This is a genomic window from Pseudomonas sp. GW821-FHT05D12, assembly GCF_059419825.1.
This window is the reverse complement of sequence record NZ_JBWKSN010000003.1, coordinates 41,932-62,606: the sequence shown is the minus strand read 5'-3', so window position 1 is coordinate 62,606 and position 20,675 is coordinate 41,932. Positions and strand designations below refer to the sequence as shown.

General features: G+C 62.5%; 14 protein-coding genes. 2 read left to right on the top strand and 12 right to left on the bottom strand.

What is annotated here, in order from left to right:
- Positions 1-14: 14 nt before the first annotated feature.
- Both AC07SI_RS06035 and AC07SI_RS06030 read right to left on the bottom strand, forming a co-directional pair.
- Positions 15-1,667 carry a vWA domain-containing protein gene (locus tag AC07SI_RS06035; RefSeq protein WP_495005377.1) on the bottom strand — a complete coding sequence of 551 codons (1,653 nt, stop codon included), beginning with the start codon at positions 1,665-1,667 and terminating at the stop codon, positions 15-17.
- A gap of 96 nt (positions 1,668-1,763) precedes the next feature.
- Entirely contained in the window at positions 1,764-2,393 is a 630-nt protein-coding gene (locus AC07SI_RS06030; protein WP_213552134.1) for an amidase, read from the bottom strand.
- A gap of 182 nt (positions 2,394-2,575) precedes the next feature.
- Here AC07SI_RS06030 and AC07SI_RS06025 point away from each other — a divergent pair, with 182 nt between their 5' ends.
- Positions 2,576-3,187: a hypothetical protein gene (locus AC07SI_RS06025; RefSeq protein WP_106805488.1), complete on the top strand. Its 612-nt coding sequence runs from the start codon at positions 2,576-2,578 to the stop codon at positions 3,185-3,187.
- Positions 3,188-3,203: 16 nt separating this feature from the next.
- Positions 3,204-3,791 (top strand): hypothetical protein, encoded by a 588-nt coding sequence (locus AC07SI_RS06020; protein WP_201143293.1) that lies wholly within the window; start codon positions 3,204-3,206, stop codon positions 3,789-3,791.
- Between the two features lie 52 nt (positions 3,792-3,843).
- Here the strand turns inward: AC07SI_RS06020 and AC07SI_RS06015 are convergent, their stop codons facing one another.
- The 10 genes from AC07SI_RS06015 to pgaB form a co-directional block, all read right to left on the bottom strand.
- On the bottom strand, positions 3,844-4,278 hold the full coding sequence (locus AC07SI_RS06015; protein ID WP_282396738.1) for an RDD family protein: 435 nt from the start codon (positions 4,276-4,278) through the stop codon (positions 3,844-3,846).
- Between the two features lie 3 nt (positions 4,279-4,281).
- Entirely contained in the window at positions 4,282-4,878 is a 597-nt protein-coding gene (locus AC07SI_RS06010) for a hypothetical protein (protein ID WP_120447362.1), read from the bottom strand.
- Positions 4,879-4,907: 29 nt separating this feature from the next.
- Positions 4,908-5,387 carry an RDD family protein gene (locus AC07SI_RS06005; RefSeq protein ID WP_106805492.1) on the bottom strand — a complete coding sequence of 160 codons (480 nt, stop codon included), beginning with the start codon at positions 5,385-5,387 and terminating at the stop codon, positions 4,908-4,910.
- Between the two features lie 28 nt (positions 5,388-5,415).
- Positions 5,416-6,204, bottom strand: coding sequence for a signal peptidase I (lepB, locus tag AC07SI_RS06000; protein ID WP_213552128.1), 789 nt, complete (start codon positions 6,202-6,204; stop codon positions 5,416-5,418).
- Positions 6,205-6,297: 93 nt separating this feature from the next.
- A complete protein-coding gene (locus AC07SI_RS05995) occupies positions 6,298-6,516 on the bottom strand; it encodes a hypothetical protein (RefSeq protein ID WP_065899526.1) in 219 nt (72 codons plus the stop codon).
- A complete protein-coding gene (locus AC07SI_RS05990; RefSeq protein WP_495005376.1) occupies positions 6,503-14,722 on the bottom strand; it encodes a two-partner secretion domain-containing protein in 8,220 nt (2,739 codons plus the stop codon). Before AC07SI_RS05990 ends, AC07SI_RS05995 begins: the two co-directional genes overlap by 14 nt.
- 29 nt (positions 14,723-14,751) lie before the next feature.
- On the bottom strand, positions 14,752-16,476 hold the full coding sequence (locus AC07SI_RS05985) for a ShlB/FhaC/HecB family hemolysin secretion/activation protein (RefSeq protein WP_106805495.1): 1,725 nt from the start codon (positions 16,474-16,476) through the stop codon (positions 14,752-14,754).
- Between the two features lie 365 nt (positions 16,477-16,841).
- Entirely contained in the window at positions 16,842-17,324 is a 483-nt protein-coding gene (gene pgaD, locus AC07SI_RS05980) for a poly-beta-1,6-N-acetyl-D-glucosamine biosynthesis protein PgaD (RefSeq protein WP_065899523.1), read from the bottom strand.
- Between the two features lie 2 nt (positions 17,325-17,326).
- Positions 17,327-18,667, bottom strand: coding sequence for a poly-beta-1,6-N-acetyl-D-glucosamine synthase (pgaC, locus tag AC07SI_RS05975; protein ID WP_065899522.1), 1,341 nt, complete (start codon positions 18,665-18,667; stop codon positions 17,327-17,329).
- A 2-nt stretch (positions 18,668-18,669) separates the two neighbouring features.
- The gene (gene pgaB, locus AC07SI_RS05970; protein ID WP_201143289.1) at positions 18,670-20,667 is read right to left on the bottom strand and encodes a poly-beta-1,6-N-acetyl-D-glucosamine N-deacetylase PgaB; all 1,998 of its coding nucleotides are present in this window, start codon (positions 20,665-20,667) and stop codon (positions 18,670-18,672) included.
- Positions 20,668-20,675: the final 8 nt, after the last annotated feature.

The following is a 20,675-nucleotide window of genomic DNA, read 5'->3' as shown; positions in this document are numbered from 1 at the left end:
CTAACTCCCTTTATTCACTGTTTAGCCGGGGCTTTGAGGCTCTGGGCCAATTCCACCAGTTGTACAAACTCGTTACGCAACCCGAACGGGTCATCCCCGCGCGCCGAGCGGGCCAGTGCGGCGGTGTCCTGCAAACTCATGCTGCCAGTGTAGCGGCCATCGCCCTTGAGCTGTTGGGCGAAGGCCGCCACGGCCGCCGAGAAGCGCAGGTCGTCACTGGCCGCAGTGGACGCGTTGACGATCGGGCGTTCGATCAGCCGGCTGTCCCCGCCTGCCGCCGGCTTGTAGCGCACCCGCAGCAGCGCCAGCTCGCCGGTGTTGTGCGCCACCTCAGGCGCTGGCGCGTAGCGCAGCGGCTCCAACCAGCCTTTCTCGCCCTTCGGCACAATTTCATACAGCGCAGTGACGGTATGCCCTGCACCGATTTCGCCGGCGTCGATCTTGTCGTTGTTGAAATCCTCACGCTTGAGCGCACGGTTTTCATAGCCCAGCAGGCGATACTCGCTGACGCGCGCCGGGTTGAATTCGACCTGCAGCTTCACATCCCGCGCCACCACCGCCAAGGTCGAGCTGAGTTGCTCGACCAGCACCTTGCGCGCTTCGCGCAGGGTATCGATGTAGGCGTAGTTGCCGTCGCCGGCATCGGCCAACTGTTCCATCAGGTGTTCGTTGTAGTTATCCACGCCAAAGCCGAGGGTGGTGAGGGAGACGCCACTTTTGCGCTGGTCTGCGGCCATTTGCTTGAGGCTGTCGAAGTCGCTGACGCCGACGTTGAAATCACCGTCGGTGGCCAACAGAATGCGATTGATGCCCTTGTCGATAAACCCTTCGCGGGCCATCTGGTAAGCCAGTTCGATGCCGGACGCACCCGCCGTGGCACCGCCGGCAGTGAGTTGGTCGATGGCGTTGCGGATCTTGGCCTTGTCTCGCCCGGAAGTGGGCTTGAGCACTACGCGGGACTCACCGGCATAGACCACCAGCGAAACCCGGTCCTGGTCGCGCAACTGATCCACCAGCAACTTCAGGGTGCTTTTGACCAAGGGCAGACCCTCGCGGCGGTCCATGGAGCCGGACACATCCACCAGGAACACCAGGTTGGCCGGGGCCAGGTCCGCCACGGCGCGGTCGGAGGCCTTGATGCCGATGCGCAGCAATTGGGTGTGCGGGTTCCACGGCGTGGTGGCGACTTCAGTGGTGACACCAAAGGGCGAGCCATCGGTGGGCAGCGCGTAGTTGTAGGGGAAGTAGTTGACCATTTCCTCCAGTCGCACAGCGCCTTCGGGCGGCAGGCTGCCTTGATTGAGGAAACGTCTTACGTTGGCATAGCTGCCTGTGTCGACATCGACGCTGAAGGTGGACACCGGCGTTTCGGCCACGCGGTGCACAGGGTTATCCGGCAGGTCCTGGTATTGCTCGCGGGGCTCACTGCGGTAGGCCATCGCTGCCGAATCCTGCATCACCAGGCGCGTGGTCATGGGGGCGGGCGACGGCATGCGCTGGCTCACGGCGCCCTGCACGGCGGCACTTTTCAACTCGGCGACCGGCGCAACGTTGGCAGGCTTAGCCACATCATGCGAGGCAGACAGCCCGCAGCCAGCCAGCGCCACCAACAAGGTCACGGCAAAGCCCTGGGCAGCAGGACGCAGGAAGAGCGGGGAGTAGGACATGGGTCTGAACCTCGTGAATGAATGATCCGTTCACAAGGTCAGACGCAAGCTTCAGGTGGTTCGGGTTAAGCCGTGTCTACTCAATCGACCCGCACCTCAACGGCACGGGCGATCGGCTGCCAATGTCGACTCCATCGCCATCGGGATGCCCTGGTTCGGCGCCAGCAACTCGTAGACAAAGAAGGGGCAGCGCACACCCATCTTGCCCTCGGTATCCGAGCCATACACCATGCCGACGTAAGCCTCGTACTGGCGGCCCTTTTCAAAGGTGTACACCCGCGAAAGCGCCGGGCACTTGCTGTAGGTGCTGCCGTAGCTGCCCACCGCCAACTCCTCGCGCACCATCAGAAACGGCTTACCCGCCGGCACCTGGTATTCGGCAACGATCTCGGTGTACATCCCTTCGGCCATGCTGGTCACACCAAGGTATTCGGCCATCTTCGGCAGCACGCGCGGGGCCATGCCCAACTTTGGCGGCACCAAGGGTGATTGCGGGTAATTGATGCTCGGCTTGACCACGTCATAAAAACGCCCGGCCTTGGCCAAGCCTTGCTCATTGCCGACGCAGCCGGTGTACGCGCCGCCCCGCACTTCGCCATTGGTGATCACACGCAACTTGGCCGTGTCAGTACCGGCGGGCGGTGCAACATAGGGCACCCAGGGTTGGTGGTTGCAGGCAGACAGCAGCAACAGCGTGCTGCACAGGGCGAGAGGTTTCAGGTCCATTGAGCGGGTTTCCATGCAACGAATGCGAGGGGAATGTCAGGTAACGGGCGCGACTTTACTCCTGTGCCCCGCCGCTCGCAAAGCCGCCCGAGGGCCTTTTGGCGAAATAAACAATGGAGGCTCAAGTTATCCCCGGATGGGTCGAGACACTGACTTGGTTCGTTCACTTATAGGGATATTGCGTGCTTAAACTTCTCCTCCGGGCCGCGGCCGTGATCGCGACGCTGTCGATGACCGGCTGCGTCTCCTACACCGTCACCGGCCCTATCGGCGCCCCGCTCCACCCGGCAGCGGCCAGCAGCCCGCGCAGCGCGCAAATCGCCGATGTGGCGGTAAGTGACGCCGACGTCAACGAGGCCAACAAGACGGCGATCAGCCGCTCCCTGACGGCCCAGCTCAACCAGTACGTGCGCACGGCGGGTTACTTCAAGCAAGTCACCGAGTACCCCGTGCGCCTGGAAGAAAACGACGTCGTGCTCAAGTTCAACATGACCTCCCTCAAGGGCCATCGCAGCCCGCACCCGGCCTACGTGCCCGGCGCGCTGCTGACGCTGACGATCTGGATCTGGGTCAACGGCCCGATCTATGTCGACAGCTTCGACGTCGCCGGCGACCTGGTGATCGTCGACCGCAACGGCAAGGAATTGGCTGCGGCCAAGGAATCGATCAAGTTCGAGCACAACGTCGGCCTCTACAGCGGCGAGTATTGGGCACCGTCCATGGGCGCCCAGCAATTGAGCAAACTGGTCGCGCAACTGCTCGACACGGCCACCGCCAAACTGGCCAAGCCATAACTTCAAGGAGCACTGCATGAAAGGATTGATCAAACACTGCCTGGTACTCGCCGCCGTCCTGTTGACGGGCTGCGTGTCGTACTCGCAACACGAACTGCCAGCCGTGCAGACCTGGCCACCGACCGCCAATGCGCCGGAGCAAAAACCTACGGTGTACGTGCGCACCACCGCGCAGAACCACGTCAACGGCGGCCCAGGCAATGCGGCGGCGGGTGCACCGGCGGCGCTGTGGGAAAAGACTGTGGCGGATACGTTTCGCCAGTCCAACCGCTTCGCGCGGGTGAGCACTGACAAGGCCGACTCGGACATCTATGTGGATGCCACGCTGCACAACAATGAAGAATACAGCCCGGTGTCGGCGTTCATTACCGGCTTCACGTTCTGTGTCATCCCGACCACCGCGAAGAACATCTTCACCCTTGAAACGGTGTTCAAGGACAAGGATGGCAAGGAACTGGGCCGGGTCAAGAAGAGTGAATCGGTGCGCACCTGGGTGCATCTGGTGCTGATCGTGGGACTGCCGTTCCAGAGCGATACACGCGAAGTGGTCGACGCATTGACGCGCAGCACGCTCGACGAGGCGGTGCAGCGCAAGTTGCTGTAACACGCCTGGGATCAGGATGGGAGCTGCCGCGCTCCCACCTTGAGCGCCCGCGTCAGGTATTGATAACCACCGTCTTGGCCAACATGTCGCCCAGGCGCCGACGCAGTCCCATCAATACGAACATACCGTCCAGCACACTGAGCAACAGCTTCGGCAGGTTGCGCAGGAACGACTGCACCACGGTGCAGTTCGTGGGGTATGGATAACCCACGACCGCCGTGCGGCACACGCGCTTGCCCAGGCTCTGGCCCTGGGGCAACGCATCGCAAAAGAGAAGATACCCAATCGCCAATAAGGTCAGCGCGGAGCTGGCGTATTGGAAAAGCATCAGGCTCGTCGCCGTGTGGGCATACAGGGCTGCATAGCCGAGCGGCGTCTTCAACAACAGCAAGCCAAACGCCACGCCCATATCGATGAGGTAGCCCAGCAGCCGCTTGACCGGGCTGGCCAGGTTATCGCTGCCGGCCACCGACGCTGAGTCGCTCATCAGTCATTTATCCTTAAGGGGTTGAGGGCGGCACACGTTGTGCGCCTGGTTCTCGGCGATGTCTTCCATGTGCTTGCCGACGATGGGGTTGAGCACCAACAGGCGTTCCGACTTGCCGGTGGGGCGGTAGGCCGGGCCCTGGGCATCGGTGTGCAGCGTGAAGCCGCTGGCGGCCAATGCCTTGACCAATTGCGTGCGCTTGAGCACGTCGCCATTGCCACGGAAGTCGCTGACGGTGAGGAACACGATACGGTCTTGCTGCAGCAGCCAGATCGGCCGATCACTGGTCTCGCTGTCGAAGATGTACGCACAGTCCACCGTGGCCACGGGAAAGCTGGCCTGACGCACATAGTGCCCGCCCGCATAGCCCACCAATGTGATCAGGCCCGGCTGCACCACGGCGATTGCATCCTCGGTCTGCTCGCCCTTCATCACGCCGTAGTTCGTGTACGCCCAACGCAACCTGGTGAACTCGGCGGGCGTCGCCGCAAGCTTCAGGTCAGCCGTGATCCGCGCCTGATCTTCGGCGCCGCGATAGGGAAGGCCCTGGCATCCGGCGAGGGCTGCCAGGCACAGGAGGATAAAAGCTCGGTAAATCATCTGACGTGTCCTTGTCCGTTAAATAACCATCAGCCACGGGAAGTGCCGTTGTCATAAATGTCCGCCAGGCTGCGCACCGTGGTCAGGTTGCCGGTCTGGACCACGATGGTCTTGGCGAACATATCCCCCAGGCGCGTGCGTGACTCCATGAAGATCCACACCCAATCGATCACCACCAGCACCCCGGCATTGCGGGTGAGCGACTGCGAAAGGGTACAGCCCTTGCGGGTCTTGCGGTCGACGGTGGCAATGCTCAACAGGCGCTTGCCGAGACTCTGGCCATTGGGCAATGCATCGGCCAACAGGACGTAGGCGAAGCCGGCAAAAAAGCCCGAGAGAATGCCACGCTGGGACGTTATCGCAGGCACATAGGCAGACACCGCGTCGGCGCCGGATTTGACGATGAAAAAGATCAGCACTGCGATGGCGCAATCAATGATACGAGCGGCCAGGCGGCGGCCGATGCTGGCCAGGATGGTCGCCCGTCCGGTGGTGTTCGGGACATTCATAGGGTGTTGCTCCAGCTTCAAGAAGGTATCAAGGGAATGTCGTGCCGATCCGCGTCCGGTCTTTGGAGGACCAGATACCGGTCACCTTGCCCACCACGTCCTCAACCGCGACCTGGCCCATGAAGCGGCTGTCATTGCTGTTGTGGCGGTTATCGCCCAGCAGGTAGACGTGCCCCGGCGCAACCTTGACCGGCGCGAGCGTCAGCGATTCCGGGCCTTTCACACGGTCGGCCTGGGCATGGAACAGCCCGAGGTTTTCGCCATTGTGGATCAGCTCGCCGTTGACGATTTCCAAGGTGTCCCCGGCGACGCCCGCCACGCGCTTGATCGCTTCGGTGCCATTCCAGCGGTACACCACGATGTCACCGACCTTGGGTGGCCCCGCGCGCAGGTCGGACACGATGTAGTCGCCGATCGACACGGTGGGCGCCATCGAGGCTGTCGGTACGAAGTAGGTGTTGAAGCCCAGCAGCGGTGCACGCAGCACCGAGAGCAAGACCAGCGTGACCACCACCAGCACGCCCACATAGAGCACGTGGACACGTTTGCGCGGCACATTCAGCGGGCCGGTGTAGCGGCGCGCCAGCACCGCAGCGGTGACCGCCGAGGCAAGCTTGACGCTGATGATGAAGCCCAACAGGACATACAAACCGAGCGGCGTCGAGATCAGCCCGCACAGGCCCAGCAGCACGATGCCGATATACATCAACGCCGCGACGCGGATGCCCCACTGGATGCGGTCGACATACACCAGGCCCCAGCCGGCCACCAGGCAGGACATCAGGAAGGCCTGCAGGGAAAGTTTTACGGGTTTCATTCATCGTCCTTGAAAAGGTAAAGGCGCCTAGCCGAACAACGGGCCGGAGTTTAACGCAGTGTCCGCCTGATACGCTCCGCTGCCCGTGGATAATCAGCGCACATTAAAGAACCAAAGCACCCACCCCGCGATGAATCCAACCCCGGCCACTTTCAGGTACAGCAGGCTGTTTTCCTTCACCAGTCCGATGACATCCTCGCCACCACTCAACCAGTACCCCGCCACCTGGAAGAACACACTCATGAACAGCAGCGCCAACGCAAAGGCACACGGCAGATAAATGGCGACCCACCAGGGTTCATTTCTTCTCATTGAGGTCTCTTTTCTTCATATAGTACTCAACGCTTTTGTTGAAAAGCCCGGAGGCCGTGGAGTCACCCAAATTACCCGCGATGGAAGGAATGGAGCTTGGCGGGGCGGGCTTTGTAATAGTCCATATTCCGGCCGGTACCCACTCGTACTGCTTGGACAAAGGGTTAAGGCCCTTCTCCAAGGGTAATTTGACCATGTTACCAATGCCGAACCCTACGGTTGCGCCCGCTTTACCTACCAAGGCCGCCATGAACGGATCATCGCCCTTCATTTCAGCCTGATAATAACTACCTGTTGCATTCCACGTGACCGTAGGGCTGTACCCTTTACCGGGGGTGATGGCCCCGACTATCCCAGAGCCAATCACGTCCGCCAGTGTCACCTTGCCATCCGTCACGTATTGGATACCGGCGCCAACACCGGCGGAAACGCCCACGGAGACTAACTGTTCTCGCCCTTTGGTCACTGCATTGGTGAGAATGGATTTACCGCCCATCAAAATGGCAGGCCACGTGAACGGATCGATGACAACCGACATCACGCGGTCTGAGTCGGTAATGTTTTCCTTCAGAAACTTGAGGTCCGCGCCATTCAGATAATTAACCAGCGCAATGGCCTCGGGGTTCTTCAACTTTTCACTCATGCGGAACTGTGAGGGATCGGCATCTCTGGCAACATTGGTACTTGCCTGGATTTCCTCTTCGCGCGGGACACACGTCCATCCCCCGCCCGTACAGCGACCCGCCATTCTTTTACTGTTTTCATTACTGATATCGATGTATTTCTTTATCACCGGCGCGCAGTCTCCACCCCTGACGTTTTTACAGGCTGTCAGTTCTTTATCAAGTGCACGGGCTTCTGTCTCGCTCAGCCAGTTATTTTCCACCGCATTACGTCCTGCTTGAGCGCCGGCGACAGCGCCGAACATGTCACCGCCCGCGAGCCCTCCGCCCACACCCGCAGCCAAGCTCGACAGCGCGGAAACCGTTGCCTTTTGCGCCTGGGTCAAGTCAGCGGTCGTAGTGCCCGGATACAGCTGACGGGCAATAAATTCGCCGGTTGCAGCACCGGCTGCCCCTGACAACGCCGAGTTACCCTGGGCTTGCGCCACCACCGCACCCAGCACTGCGTGAGCCATCAGGTTGGCGTAGGGGTCGCCTTCAGTCTGCTGCTTGATTTCATGGGCCAGGTACGGTGCCGCCGCACCCGCCAGCGCACCGCCAACACTGCCACCCATGACCGCCTGCACCACGGCCGTCACGGCCTGGCTGGCCTTCTGGAAGCTGCTGCCGACGCCATAATCCTTCTGGGCTTGCTGGCTGATCTGCGCCGGTGTCGGGTTAGCGATACCGTCCTCAATCAGCTTCTGCCGTGTGGCTTTATTGATGTCGCTGTTGGGGTCATTGGCGGCATTGATCCTGGCGGCGGCGATGGCGTCGCCGATCCCCTTGGTCAACTCCATCGAGCTTTTGATCAGGTCCATACGTTCTTGCATGGCCTTCTGGTCAGGTTTGTCGAGGTGCTGGTTGGCATTGGCCGTGTCGCGGTTCAGGCCGATCAGGTCGCCCGCGCCTTCCGGGTTGCGCACCACGATCGTGCCTTCACTCACGGCACTGCGGGTGTGGCTGTGGTCCGAATCATTCAGCGCCATGCCATACAGGGCCCCGGGTGTGAGCGTACCGACACCGCCACCGTAGGAACCGGACACACTCATGCCCGCCGATCTGCTTTCGATCTCGCTCTTGTTCTTGATGTCACTGACCAGCAGACGATCGGTGAGCAGTAAATTCCTGTCAGCCGTGGCTTCGCTGGCAATCACCGCACCCTGCAGGGTGGTGTTCTTGGCCACGTCGATGGTGTAGCCGCCCTTGCGGGCAAAGAACCCGCTCTGGTCGGTCACCGCCTGGTAATCGCTGTTCATCTTCGACGCCGCCAGGTTCGCCGACGCCGCCACGGTGGAGCCGTAGCAGAACGGCGGGATACAGATGCTCGCCCCGAAGCCTGCGCTGTCCTGCTTGCTCTTGGAGGTCTCGGTGTCCTGTCGCGACAGGATGTTGAGGTTGCCGCCGATGTCGGCATCAATGCGATCAGCCCGTACCTGCGCTCCCGCCAAGGTCGTGTCCTGGCCGCTGCGCAGCACCAGTGAACCGGTGTCCAGGGTGGTATTGACTTGCGTCACCGAGCCACCCGACCCCAGGTTCTTGGCGGTTTGTGCGCCGAGGTCGAGAGTGAAGCCGTTTTGCTCGCCAATGTTGAAGCTGGCGCCGATGGCAGTCCGGTTGCGCGAGCCATCGTTTTTACGCTCAGTGGTGTTCTGCGCGCTTTGCAGCAGGATGTTGTTTTTCGCCGACAACAGAGTGTTGCCCGCTTTCAATGAACTGCCGGTGATCAGCAGGTCGCCCAAGGTCTGCGGCGCGTCGCCCGCCGCGACAATCAGCAGGTTTTCACCCGCATTGAGACTGCTCTGATGGGCGGTCTGGGCTGTGTATTCACTGCTGCTTTTGGTCCGCGTGTTGGCCAGTTCAGTCCCAATCTTGATCAGCGAGCCGTTACCGGCGGAGCCGCCGGTCTTGTCCTTGAAACCGGTGCTTTGCTTATTGAGCTCGCCCGCCTGGTTATTGAGGTTGTAGACCGACAGCGCCGCCTGGGCGATTTTCACGGCCTTCAGACGCGGGTCGTCGGAGCTGCGCGCTGCCTCGGCGGCATCACGGATACTTTTAGTGGTATCGACCACGGTGCCCGCGATCACACGGCCTACCGCCAGGCTCTTGGAACTGTCCTTGCTGGTCTGGCTGGCGGTTTCCATGCCGGCCGTAATGCTGACGTTCGCACCGGTGAGCGCCATGTTTTTGGTACTCACCAGATCACTGGCAATCACCGCCAGCTCACGCCCTGCAGTCAGCGACACATTGCCTGCACTGGAGCCAATCGTGCTGCCGGTCAGGGTCATTTCATTGGCGGTGCCGTTGTGCTTCGAGCTGTTGATGTAGAGTTTCTGGTTGCCGGTGATGTCATCCAGGCCCAGCGTGTTGCCGGTCAACACACCGGTGAGGTCGCGGTTTTTTTCCTTGTGCATGTCGGTGCGGGCGAAGGTGTTCTGCGCCGCATCGATGGTCAGGTCGCGGCCGGCCTGCACGGCGAGGTCGCCGGTGCTGACCAGCGCGGAGCCGGTGACCACGGCATCGCGCTTGGCCGCGACGGTGACGGTTTCGCCGGAGACCATGCTGCCCATGGCGGTGGTGCGTTTTTCGTCGACCTTGTCCTCGACCTTGCTCGCCTTGAGCCCGCCCCAGCTGCTTTTGCTCTCTTGGCGCTCGTGGCGGGCGCTGTCCGAATTGCTCACCGCGAGGATGCTCACGTCCTGCCCGGCGACCAAGTGCGCCGCGCCTTTTTCGGCGGTGACGGCACTGCCGGCCAATAGCAGGTTTTCGCCGGCGACGACCGTGCTGTGAGTGCCAGCGCTGACGAGGCTGCCGACGTTGTTCACGGCGTCGGTTTCGTCGAGGCGAAATTTCTTGCCCTGGGAGGTTTTCTTGGTCTTGCTGTAGAAGCTGTAGTCCTGGTCTTCAGCGGTTTTAAGGCTGAGGTTTTTACCCGACACCAGATAGGCCTCGCTGCCGGCATTGACCTGGCTCGCCACCAGTTGCAGGTCCTGCCCGGCGCTCAGGCTGGCGTCGCCACCGGCCTTGATCACGCTGGAGACTTGCTGGACGTGGTCCTCGATGCGCTTGACCTTTTTCGAGTTGAACGTCGAGTGCTGCTCATTGGCCGCTGCTCCCGCGTTGAAATCGCGGGTGGCAACCAGGTTGATATCGCGCGTGGCTTGCACCTGGCTGGCCACGATGCTGATGTCGCGCCCGGCGGCCACGTGCAGGTCGCGACCGGCTTCCACCACGGAGCCTTGCTGCGCGATGGTCTTGTAGTTGGAGCGCGTGCCGATGGCGCCGCTGTCGAGGGTTTGCGAGGCGCTGATGTTGACGTCGCCCACGGCTTGCGCGGTGGTGTCCGCGCCGCTCTTGAGCACACCACCGACGTTGTTGAGGTTGGCCCCGGCCTGCAAGGTCAGTGCGTTGGCTGACTCGATGCGCGCGGCGCTGTCGACGAAATCGCTGCGCTCGGTGCGATAGGCACTGGCGCTTTCGTGGGTGGTCACCGTGCGCTCGTTGAGCAGGTCGGTGCCGGCGGCGAGGTTGACGTCGTGCCCGGCAATGACACCGCCCGCGCGGTTGGTCAGGTTGTTGCCGCTGAGCAGGTCGAGACGCCCGCCGGCTTCCATCAAGCCGCTGTTGGTGAGGTTGCTGCCGACATTGGCCAGCAGGCTGCCGTTGGCGCGCAAGGTGCCGGCGTTATTGAGGCGGCTGCCGCTGATCAAGCTGACGTCTCTACCGGTAATCAATGCACCATTGGGCGCCAGGCGGTTGCTGGCCTGGGCCAGGTACAGCACCGGGACCAGCACTTGCTGCCCGGCGACGGTAGCGTTTTCCAGCCACACGATGTCGTGCGTCAGGGCCGCAACCTGTTCGGCGGTGAGGCTGACACCCACCGACAGGCTGAGAGCGTCCTTGCTGCTGATGGCGTTGTCCATCAGGTGCTTGAACAGGTCGGCATCGCTGGTCTGGCCGTCGATGAAACGCTGGCCGGTGCGCGCAAGCACGGCCTGCTGGATCAGGCGCTGTTCGTAGAAGCCGTCGCCGAGGCGCCGTTGCGCGGTGTCGGGGTCGTAATCGAGCTTGCTGAGCATGTAGTCCGAGCTCATGAACTGGCGCATGTCGGTGAGCAGCGGGTTGGTTTCGATCAGGTATTTGTGCGGGTTGGCCGCGAACTGGCTGGTGGGCACGCCGTTCACGCCGTTGCCGTCATTGAGGTGGAACAAGCCGTTCTGCCCGGTGGGCAGGTCGAAGCCTGGCAGGCCCAACGGGTTGACTTGTTGCTGGGCGACGTCCGGCGGCAGCTGGGGGTTGAGGCTGACCTCGGTCGAGTAGCCCGGCGCATGGCTGTTGGCGCCGCTGCCGACGTAGGTGTAGCCGCCGCGCACGACGTTGTTGTCGATACCGGCCTGGGCCTGCACATTCACAGCGCCACCGGCCTGGATCACGGCCGCGTAGCTCTGGTCCACCGGTGCCAGTTCGGTGGTCTTGCGCAGGGGGAGCTTCTCCATCTGCATCGCGCCGATAAACGTCGCCAGCGACGCTTCCAGGCCGCCGAGGTTATTGGCGTCGTACCGAGTGCCGCCAATCGAATATTGGTCAGTGAAGTTCGCGGCGTAGCGGTACCAACCCTCTGGCTTGCGCTCGCGATCGGAAGTAAACACGCGGTCGTACTGGGTGTCGTGGGTCACCACACCGACGTTGGTCAATTGGTTGACCCGCACCGTCATGTTGCCACCCGAGGCGATGCTACTGCTGCTGTTGAGCAGGTCGCCGCCGGTCAGCAGCATGTCGGCGCCCGAGGTAATGCTGGAGGCCGCCGTCGCGTCGCTGACGATGAAGCGATCGCGCTGGGTGATCTGGAACGGTCGGTTCTGCTTGCCACCGTCGCAGTCGCCACCGGTCACGCCCTCGACACAGGCGATAGGGGTGATGGAGGCGCTGTAGATGCCCGATTCGGTGGTCAGCACAGTACGGATGTTGTCGATTGTGCTGGCCGCCAGGACCAGGTTGCGCTCGCTTTCGATGGTGCCCGAGCTGTTGATGATGCTGGTGGCCAGCCCACCCTGGCCGTCGCGGTCAACGCGCAGGTTGCCCATGGCGTAGATGCTGGCGCCGAGGTTTTTCAGGCGGTCGACCTTCAGGTTCATGTCGCCGCCGCTGAAGATCAACCCGTGGTCATTGAGCAGGTTGCCCACCGACAGGTCGAGGCTGCCCTGGCTGGCAACGGAGCCGCCCACTGTCCAGTCCTGGCCGCTGCCGACCAGGCTGCGGGTACCGAGCAATTGCCCGGTGGCCGTCTGATGCAGGTTGTCGACATTCACCGTCAGGCGCCCGGCCTGAATCGCGGTGCTGTTGGTCCAGTGGGTCTTGTCGAGGGTCAAGTCGCCCTGGGTCACCAGGCTGCCGCCGACGTCATCGAGGCTGATGCCACTGAGGTCGAGCACGCCGGTGCCGACGTGCAACACCTTGCCGCCGGTGTTCTGGAAGGTGCCGGCGGCGAGGCTCAATTGGTCGTTGGCGGTCTCCAGGCTGCCGCTGTTGTTCAGCAGGCCACCGATGGCGTAGCGGGTCTTGCCGACGACGCCGAGGGCGCGCATTTGCCCGCTGTTGGTGAGGCTTGCGCTGTCGACATCCAGGGTCGTGGCGCTTTCGATCAAGCCACGGTTGACCAGCGCGCCACGCAGGCTGACGTCGACCCGGTTGGCGGCGATCTCCCCGCCGTTATCCACATTCACGCCACTCAGGCGCACGCGGTCACGGGCGAACAGGTTGCCACTGCCGTTGTTGAAATCCGTGGCATCGATAAGCGCATCGCCGCCTTTGGCCGCGATGCGTCCGCCGTTGTTATCGAGGGTGCCGGCGGTGATGCCGAGGCCGGCCTTTTCGCTGTGGATCAGGCCGTTGGTGCCGTTCTGCACGCCTTCGGAGGCGGTCAGGCTCAGGCCATCGTTGGCGGCCAGGGTGCCGCTGTTCTGGTTGTCGATGCTGGTGGCGAACACCGTCAGCAAGCTTTGGCTTGCGAGCTTGCCGCCCTGGTTGTCGAGGTGGGCCGCACGCTGGACCAGCAAGGGCCCGACACTCGCCAGCTTGCCGTTGCGGTTGATCAGGTCACCGAGCAAATCCAGGGTAAGCGTGCTGGCGCCGGTGAGGTTGCCGGCACTGTTGTCCAGGGTATTGCCGTGCAGGGTGAATGCGCCCGTGCTGTCGATGATGCCGCCCTGGCTGTTGTCCAGCAGGCCGCTGACGTTGAGGGTTTGAGTGCCGTCGCTGAGCAATTGGCCCTTGTTGCGGTTATCGAGGCTGCCGGCGGTGATGTTCAGCGCTTGCTTGGCGCTCATGCTGGCGCCTTGGTTATCCAGGTCTTGGGTGACGGTCGCGGTCAGGTTGCGATTGGCGATTACGGTGCCGGTGTTGGTGACCTGCTGGCTGTCGAGCGTGACGTCGCCCCCGGCGTTGCGGGTGTTGTCGGCGTTGACCCCGGCTTCGATGATGCCGTTGTTGGTCAGCTTGCCGTTGCTCGCGAGGGTGATGCTGTCACGGGCAGCGAGGCTCTTGCGGTTTTTCAGCTCGCCCTTGGTCTTTGCCTTCAGGGTGGTGCCGGCGTAGACCGGGCCCTGGGCATCCAGGCTTGCCGCCTTGATGTCCACCGCACCGCTGGAGGCGGCCTGGGCCATGCTCAGGTGGCCGTTGACATCGAGTTGGATATCGCCGCCGCTGGCGGCCAATGTGCCGTCGAGCTTCACGCCGACGCCGGCCTCGGTGCCCACCAGCTTGATGGCGCCGGCGTACATGCCGCCCAGTGCCGAAGAGTCGATCGCCAGCTCCGGCTTGGCGCTGCCGTCGTCGGCGCGCGCGGTGGTTTTCAGGCTTTTGGCATCGACGTCATTGCGACCGGCGATCACCGTAAGCTCGCGTGCATTGATCTGCGCGTTGATCTTGGCCGAACGGGTGATGATCTCGAAATGGTCGACGTTGCTCGCGTTCAAGCCCTTGCCGTCGATGGTCACCGCACCGCCATCCACCTGGTAATGGTCCAGGCGGCCGACTTTGTCGATAACTGGCTTGCCGGTGGTCAGGGTGACATTCGGGGTGTTGATAAAACCGCAGCCGTTGCAGCTGATGCCATACGGGTTGGCGACGATCACCTTGGCCGACTGGCCCGCCACTTCGGTGTAGCCGCGCAACTGGCTGGGGCTGCCGCCGTTGACTTCGTTGAGGATGACATTCGCAGCGCCGCCCTTGAGGTTCGGGTTACCGACGATGATCCCGCCCAGCTGCGTGTTCTGGACCATGCCCGTGGCGTTGTTGAGGATCACGCCATTGGGGCCGACGTTGTAGTCCTGGAACTGGTTATGGGACAGGCCGCTGCCATTGGGCGTGGCGATGTTCACCACCGGCACGCCGTTGCCCGCCTGGCCGACAGTCGTGCCCGGACCGCTGACCACGATACCGTCGGCCTGGGCCAGCAGCGGCTGCCAGAACAGCGCATTGGCCAGGATCAGGGCCAGGCCACGCTGGGACAGGGTTTTCAGGGCAACAACAGGGCGAACGTCCATATTCAGAATCTCACGGCAGCGGCGTTGAATTACAGGAAGAAATCCAGGCGGAAGTAGATCGGCGCTTCGCGCTCGGTCACCACGCCAGGTCGCTCCAGGGAATGGGCAAACGTCACACTGGTGCTGACGTATTTGCCCCGCGCGAACAACTCAACGGAGTTGCTCGACACCCGGCCATGCTGGGTGTCGTTGTAACGGTCATTGCGAATCACGCCCTGGTCGTAACCGACGCCGGCGCCGTATTCGAGCAAGGCCGGGCGCAGCCAGCCGACCGTGACCGGACGGGTCCAGCGCAGGTCGTTGCGCCAGTAGCCGCCGCTGTCACCGTTCAGTTGCTGGTCCTTGAACCCGCGCACCGAGTAGGAGCCGCCCAGGCTCATGCGTTGCGACGGATACAACACATCTTCACTGCGCTGCCCGGTGGCCAGGCTGGTGAAACTGAACGACTCGCCCCACAGCGTGAACGGCTGCAGGTAGCTTGCGGTGGCTGTGTATTTACGGTAGCGAGGGGTGGGCGTGAGGTTGCCGAAGCCGTCGCGACGCTGTTCGTCTCGCTGGGCATCGAAGGCGCCGATGCCGTTTTGCATGCCAACGTCCAGGTTGACGAAGGCACTGGCGATCCGCCGCCCGTGGCTGAGGCCGACCTGGAACTCACTGAGGCGGTTGCTGCTGACGCCCAGGCGCTCGTCGTTGATGTAGTTGTTGGTGCGCAAATGAGTGAGGCCGACGTTGACCGAAGTCTTGCTCACGTCATCGCGATGCACCACGCGCTCGGCGCGCAGCTGGTGGTTCTGGCTGTCGCCCGTCTGCTTGTATTTGTAGCCCTGGAGGTCACCTGGCGTGCGGTAGTCGCTTTCACTGTAGCTGTAGCTGAAGTTCCACCAGCCCCACGGCAGGTTGTAGTAGAGCATGCTGCTTTTCGAGGTTTTCTGGTGGTCGCTGATCGCGTCGTGGCCGCCGCGCACTATCAACTGGTCAGCCAGGCCCAGCGGGCTGTCCCACTCCAGGCCCGCGCCCCATTGCTGTTCGCCGGTGCTTTTCTGCCCGTCATTGTTGCGCGACAGGCTGGCGCGCCAGGGCTTTTGCGGCTGGTTTTTCACCACCACTTCGCTGCCGCCGACCTGGCTGCCGGGGATCAATTCCATCTGCGCCTGCTTGGACGGCAAGCGGCTGAGCTGGTCCACCAGTTGCTCGACTTCGCGCAGGTTGAGCGCCTCGCCGACCTTGCCGGGAAACGCCATGGCCAGTTCACGGTCGGTCACGCTGCTGCCCTCGGCGCCCTTCAGGCCTTCGAGCTTGCCTTCCACCACCAGCACCTGGAGGTGACCGCTGGAGAGGTCTTGTTGCGGCAGGTAGGCGCGGCTGGTGACCCGGCCCTTGGCGATGTAATAGTCGGTGATGACCTTGAGCAGTTCATTGAGCTGTGCCACGCCCAGGCACTGGCCGATATAGGGCTTGAGCAGGCGCGTGCGGTCGGCGGCGGACAGGCTGTCGGCGCCCTTGAGTTCGATATCCTGGATCGGGAAGCAGCGGGTATCGACGGGCGTGGCCGGCGCCTGGGCCTTGGTGTCTTTGCCGGGCAGGTCCTGGAGTTCTTCCAGGCGCCGGCGCTGCTCTTCGAGAAGGCGGTTCTGGCGGTCGCGAATCAGGTCCTGATCCCCTGGCGTAGGGGCGGCCATGGCACTGTTCATACTCAAATAAGCGAGCAGGAAAGTGCACAGCAAATACCGAGTCCGTGGCGATAACAAAAACATGTTCGATCCGTCGAAAATCAAGGGGCGGCAAACTAACATCGAACTTGCGCCAACCCAAGAAGCTGGATTAGTTGCACAGCCGTACTAGTTACTCACTTAACCTATTGATTAATAACAACTAAAAATCATCAAAAAGAAATACAGCCTGTGACTGGCGGTATTATTCCGACAAGCGGCAATAGTTTTGATAGCGATTCGTCGGAGAACTTTAAAGTTGCCATTAGTTGGCCATCAAGTTCTTGCCGAGATAAGTTAGTACCGGAAAAGGCAGAAAAGTTCGCGGCGTTTTTGTGAATTGGATCCCACTTATCGGTATTACCCAAGAGTGTTCCCACATTGCGCGGGGACACTCTCCAGCGTAAATCCTAGCTGGCGTCCTTGTTGCGATCCTGGCCAGGCACCAGGGTCAGTCCCGGCTTTTCCACATCCCGCGAGACATGGGATTTGACCTCCGCCACCCCGCCGTCGTCGTCATTGTGGATCACCAGCACGCCAGGCCGGCGCAGTTGCTCCAGGTCGCCCTCGCCGAGGCTGAAGCTGTCGCTCAGGTTCTGGTCGGTGAGGGCCTTGGCCTCGGCGCGACGCTGGGCGAACTTGCGGCCCCGGCGTTGCTGGTAGCGCGCCCAGCTGATCAGGATCACGGCGTTGAACAAGGCAATCCACAGGTAAACCTGCAGGGTGTTGAGCGCCGCAAAAATCGGCGCCTCGATACGCGGACCGCCGTGGGTGTCGAGCATCGAGGTAATCCCGCGAGCCAGTAGCCAAATCAAGCCGGCCCAGGCCATCAGGGTCAACAGCACATCGATGATCCACATCACGGAGCGTTGGCGGGTTCTGACCAGTTTCATGCTCACGCCTCCTCTTCAAGGGGTTTGATACCGCGATCCGGGCTGACCCAGCGGGCGCGCTTCTGGTGCTGGTTGAACAGCACCTTGGGGAAACTGACCAAAGTGGTGAACAGGCTGACCAGCCAGAACACCATCGGGTACCACACGGTCCAGAACAGGGTTTTCCACAGGTCTTTCTCGTAGCGCCGGTCAATCAGGATGCTCACCGCAAACTGCACCAGGCACACCATCGCCAGCACCAGCCCGGTAAACGCCGGCGGCACCAGGGAGTCCACGGTAATTGCCTGTGGCAGCGGGATGAATTTACCCACGCCCCAGAAGATCACCGACAGCAGGAAGGTGAAGGCCCATCCGGTGGACAGGCAGTACTCGAACAGCAACGGCCACAGGTAGCGATGGCGCCACTGCCAGATGCCACGGATATTCTTGAACAGCACCTCGGCGCCGCCCTGGGCCCAGCGCAGGCGCTGCTTCCACAGGCCGCCGACGGTTTCCGGCATGAGGATCCAGCACAGGGCACGCGGCTCGTAGAAGATGCTCCAGTGATCGAGCTGCAGCTTCCAACTGACGTCGATGTCCTCGGTGATCATGTCGGTGCTCCAGTAGTCGATGCGGTCCAGCGCTTTCTTGCGAAACGCCACCACCACACCCGACACCGTGAAGATCCGCCCGAACACCCGCTGCGTGCGCTTGATCAAGCCGATGATCGACGAGAACTCGCCCACCTGCACCCGCCCGATCAGCGTCGAGCGCGTGCGAATCCGTGGGTTGCCGGTGACGGCGCCCAGGCGCGGGTTGTCGAGCATCGGCGCAACCATGTAGGCCGCCGCATTCTTATCCAGCAACGCGTCGCCATCGATGCACACCAGGTATTCGCTGCGCGCGGCGACCGCGCCCATGCGCAACGCCACCGCCTTGCCCTGGTTCTGCGCCAGGTGCAATACGCGCAGGCGTGGCTGCTGCAAGGCCAGGGCATCCAGTACTGCGGCAGTGTTGTCGGAGGAACCGTCGTTGACCGCGATCACCTCGATATTCGGGTACACCTGGGCCAGCGCGGCCTCCATGGTGTCGGCGACGTTTTCTCCCTCGTTGTAGCAAGGGATGATGATCGAGATCAGCGGGTTGCCGGCCAGCACCGGCGCCGGGGTGTCTTCTTCCCACGGCCAGTGGCGCTCCCAGTGCAACCAGAAATACAGCCCGCCGGCGATCCACAGCGCCGACATGAACAGCGGGTAGAAAAACACGAAGTCCATCAGGAACTGCCCGGTGACCAGGAAAATCAGGCCCAGGGGCACACCCAACACCAGTGCCAGCACGAATAACGCCAGGATTCTGTCGAACATGGTCAAGGGTTCCATTGGTTGGAAAGGGCCGGACGCACTGTCTTCAGATCCGGCGAGTTTTCCAGGAAGTTGTCCGGGTAATAACCAAAACTCGTGACCCCCTGGCGTTTGAGTACACCCATCCACTGTGCCATCTGCGCCCCGTCGATATCGGGCGCGGCCTGGGTGCGCCAATCCTTGGCTTGCAGTTCGAATACGGTCCGTTGCAGCGCACCGGGGCGCGCCTTGACCGTGGCGACCAATTTTTCCAACCAGGCATTGGAGTTCTTCAGCGTTTCGCCTTCCATCAGCGGCATGGCCATGGGCGCGGTCCAGTCGTAGGTCTGGAGGAAGTCATCTAGGTTCTGCGCGAACCAGGCTTCGCTGCCGGGGTTGAGCATCGGCTCGGCGAAGATATTGCGCGCGGTCTGCACCTGCGGCCCACGGATGGCGCGCACCTTGGCAGTCAGCTCCTGGGTGAAGTCGATCAGGTAGCGACTCTTGAAGCGTGTCCAGCGTTGCATCACGGCCGGGTCGGCGCGCAGGGCGGCGATGGTGTCGGGCAGGCCGTTGGCGGCGTAGGCCTTGAGCGCCGCCGGGCTCGCGTCTTCGAAGTCCGAGAGGATCGCATCATCGTGGAACAGCACGCCGTCGACAGCGGTGTTGCGCGCCAGGTCTTCGTAGATCTCACCGATCTGCTGGCGCACTTTCGGATCGAACGGCGACAGGCGCTTGTACTGGTCCGGATCAAGGCCGAGCTGGCCGGTCTTCGGGTCCCACCGGGTGACGCGCGGCAACGCCGGGTCGAGGGCAAAACTGAGCACCGGCATCCACGCGAAGATCGCCACATGACCACGGGTGCGCAGTTGCCAGGTCACGCGGTTGAACAGGTCGCGGCGCACCGGCAGGTGGCGGTTGGGGAAGTACAGCGAATGCACCAGGCCGTCGCCCTTGGGGTCGGCGAAGGCTTGCAGGAACACGGTACTCACGCCCATGTCCACCACGCGCTGCACCAACTGGTCGAGGTTGCGCGCCTCCTGGGCCGGGTCAGGGTCGTAGACGTTGTCGAGGTCGACATGCAGCACGCGCATCGAGGCCTTGGTCTCAGTGCCGACAATCGCGTTGGCGTAGTGCTCGCCGTCCGGGTCGGACGCCACCAGAAAGCGCGGGCTGCTCTTGAGGTTGGCAAGGTCGTCGAGGCCGTCGTCCAGGGTCAGGGCCATCTGGTAGCCCTGCTCGCCCACAACGGCCAGGGACGTGCCATCGGCGGCGCCATAAGGCCACACCCACACACGCGGCGCCTTGCCGGTGACGGCGCGCAGCTTGTTGGAGATGGCCGTCACGTCGGCACGCATCCGCGCCTGGAACTGCGCGTCGGTTTCGTACTTGCCGGTAGCGGCATCGTAGCGCCGTGTGGCGGCGGCGGGCTCCAGGTTGCCCTGGGGGTTGGCCAGGATGCCGGTGTGGCTGGCGTCGGTATGCGCGGCGATTTCGACCAGGCCCGATTGGGAAATCTCCTTCACCTGCTGCCAGGTGAGGAAGTCCGAGCGCGCGCGGGGCGTGCCGGCGAAGTCCACCGGTTTGTTCAGCGGCGTGTCGATCCAATAGCCCACCGGGGCCAGGATCGCCGGCCAATGATAGGCCCGCAGGATCGGCATCACGCGGGTGTAGAAACTCGAATAACCGTCGTCGAAGCTGAGCAGGATGGCCTTGGGCGGTAGCTCACGCCCACCGCTGCGTGCAGCCAGGATCTGGTCGACGCTGACCGGCTGGTAGCCGTTCTCGCGCAGCCAGGCCAATTGGTCGATCAACCGCTCGGTGCGCACCGCCACCACCGCCTGGTCCGGGTCGCGATCCTCGACATCGTGGTAGGCGATGCCGAGGAAATGGTTCTTCGGCCACGGCGCCTCATTGGGCGGCGTCGGCCGCTCGGCGGGTGGGGTGTAAGGCGCGGGTTGCTGGGCGCAGGCACTGGCCAGCAATACACCCAGGACCAACAAGCAACGGCTGAGGACGGTCATGGTCAGGC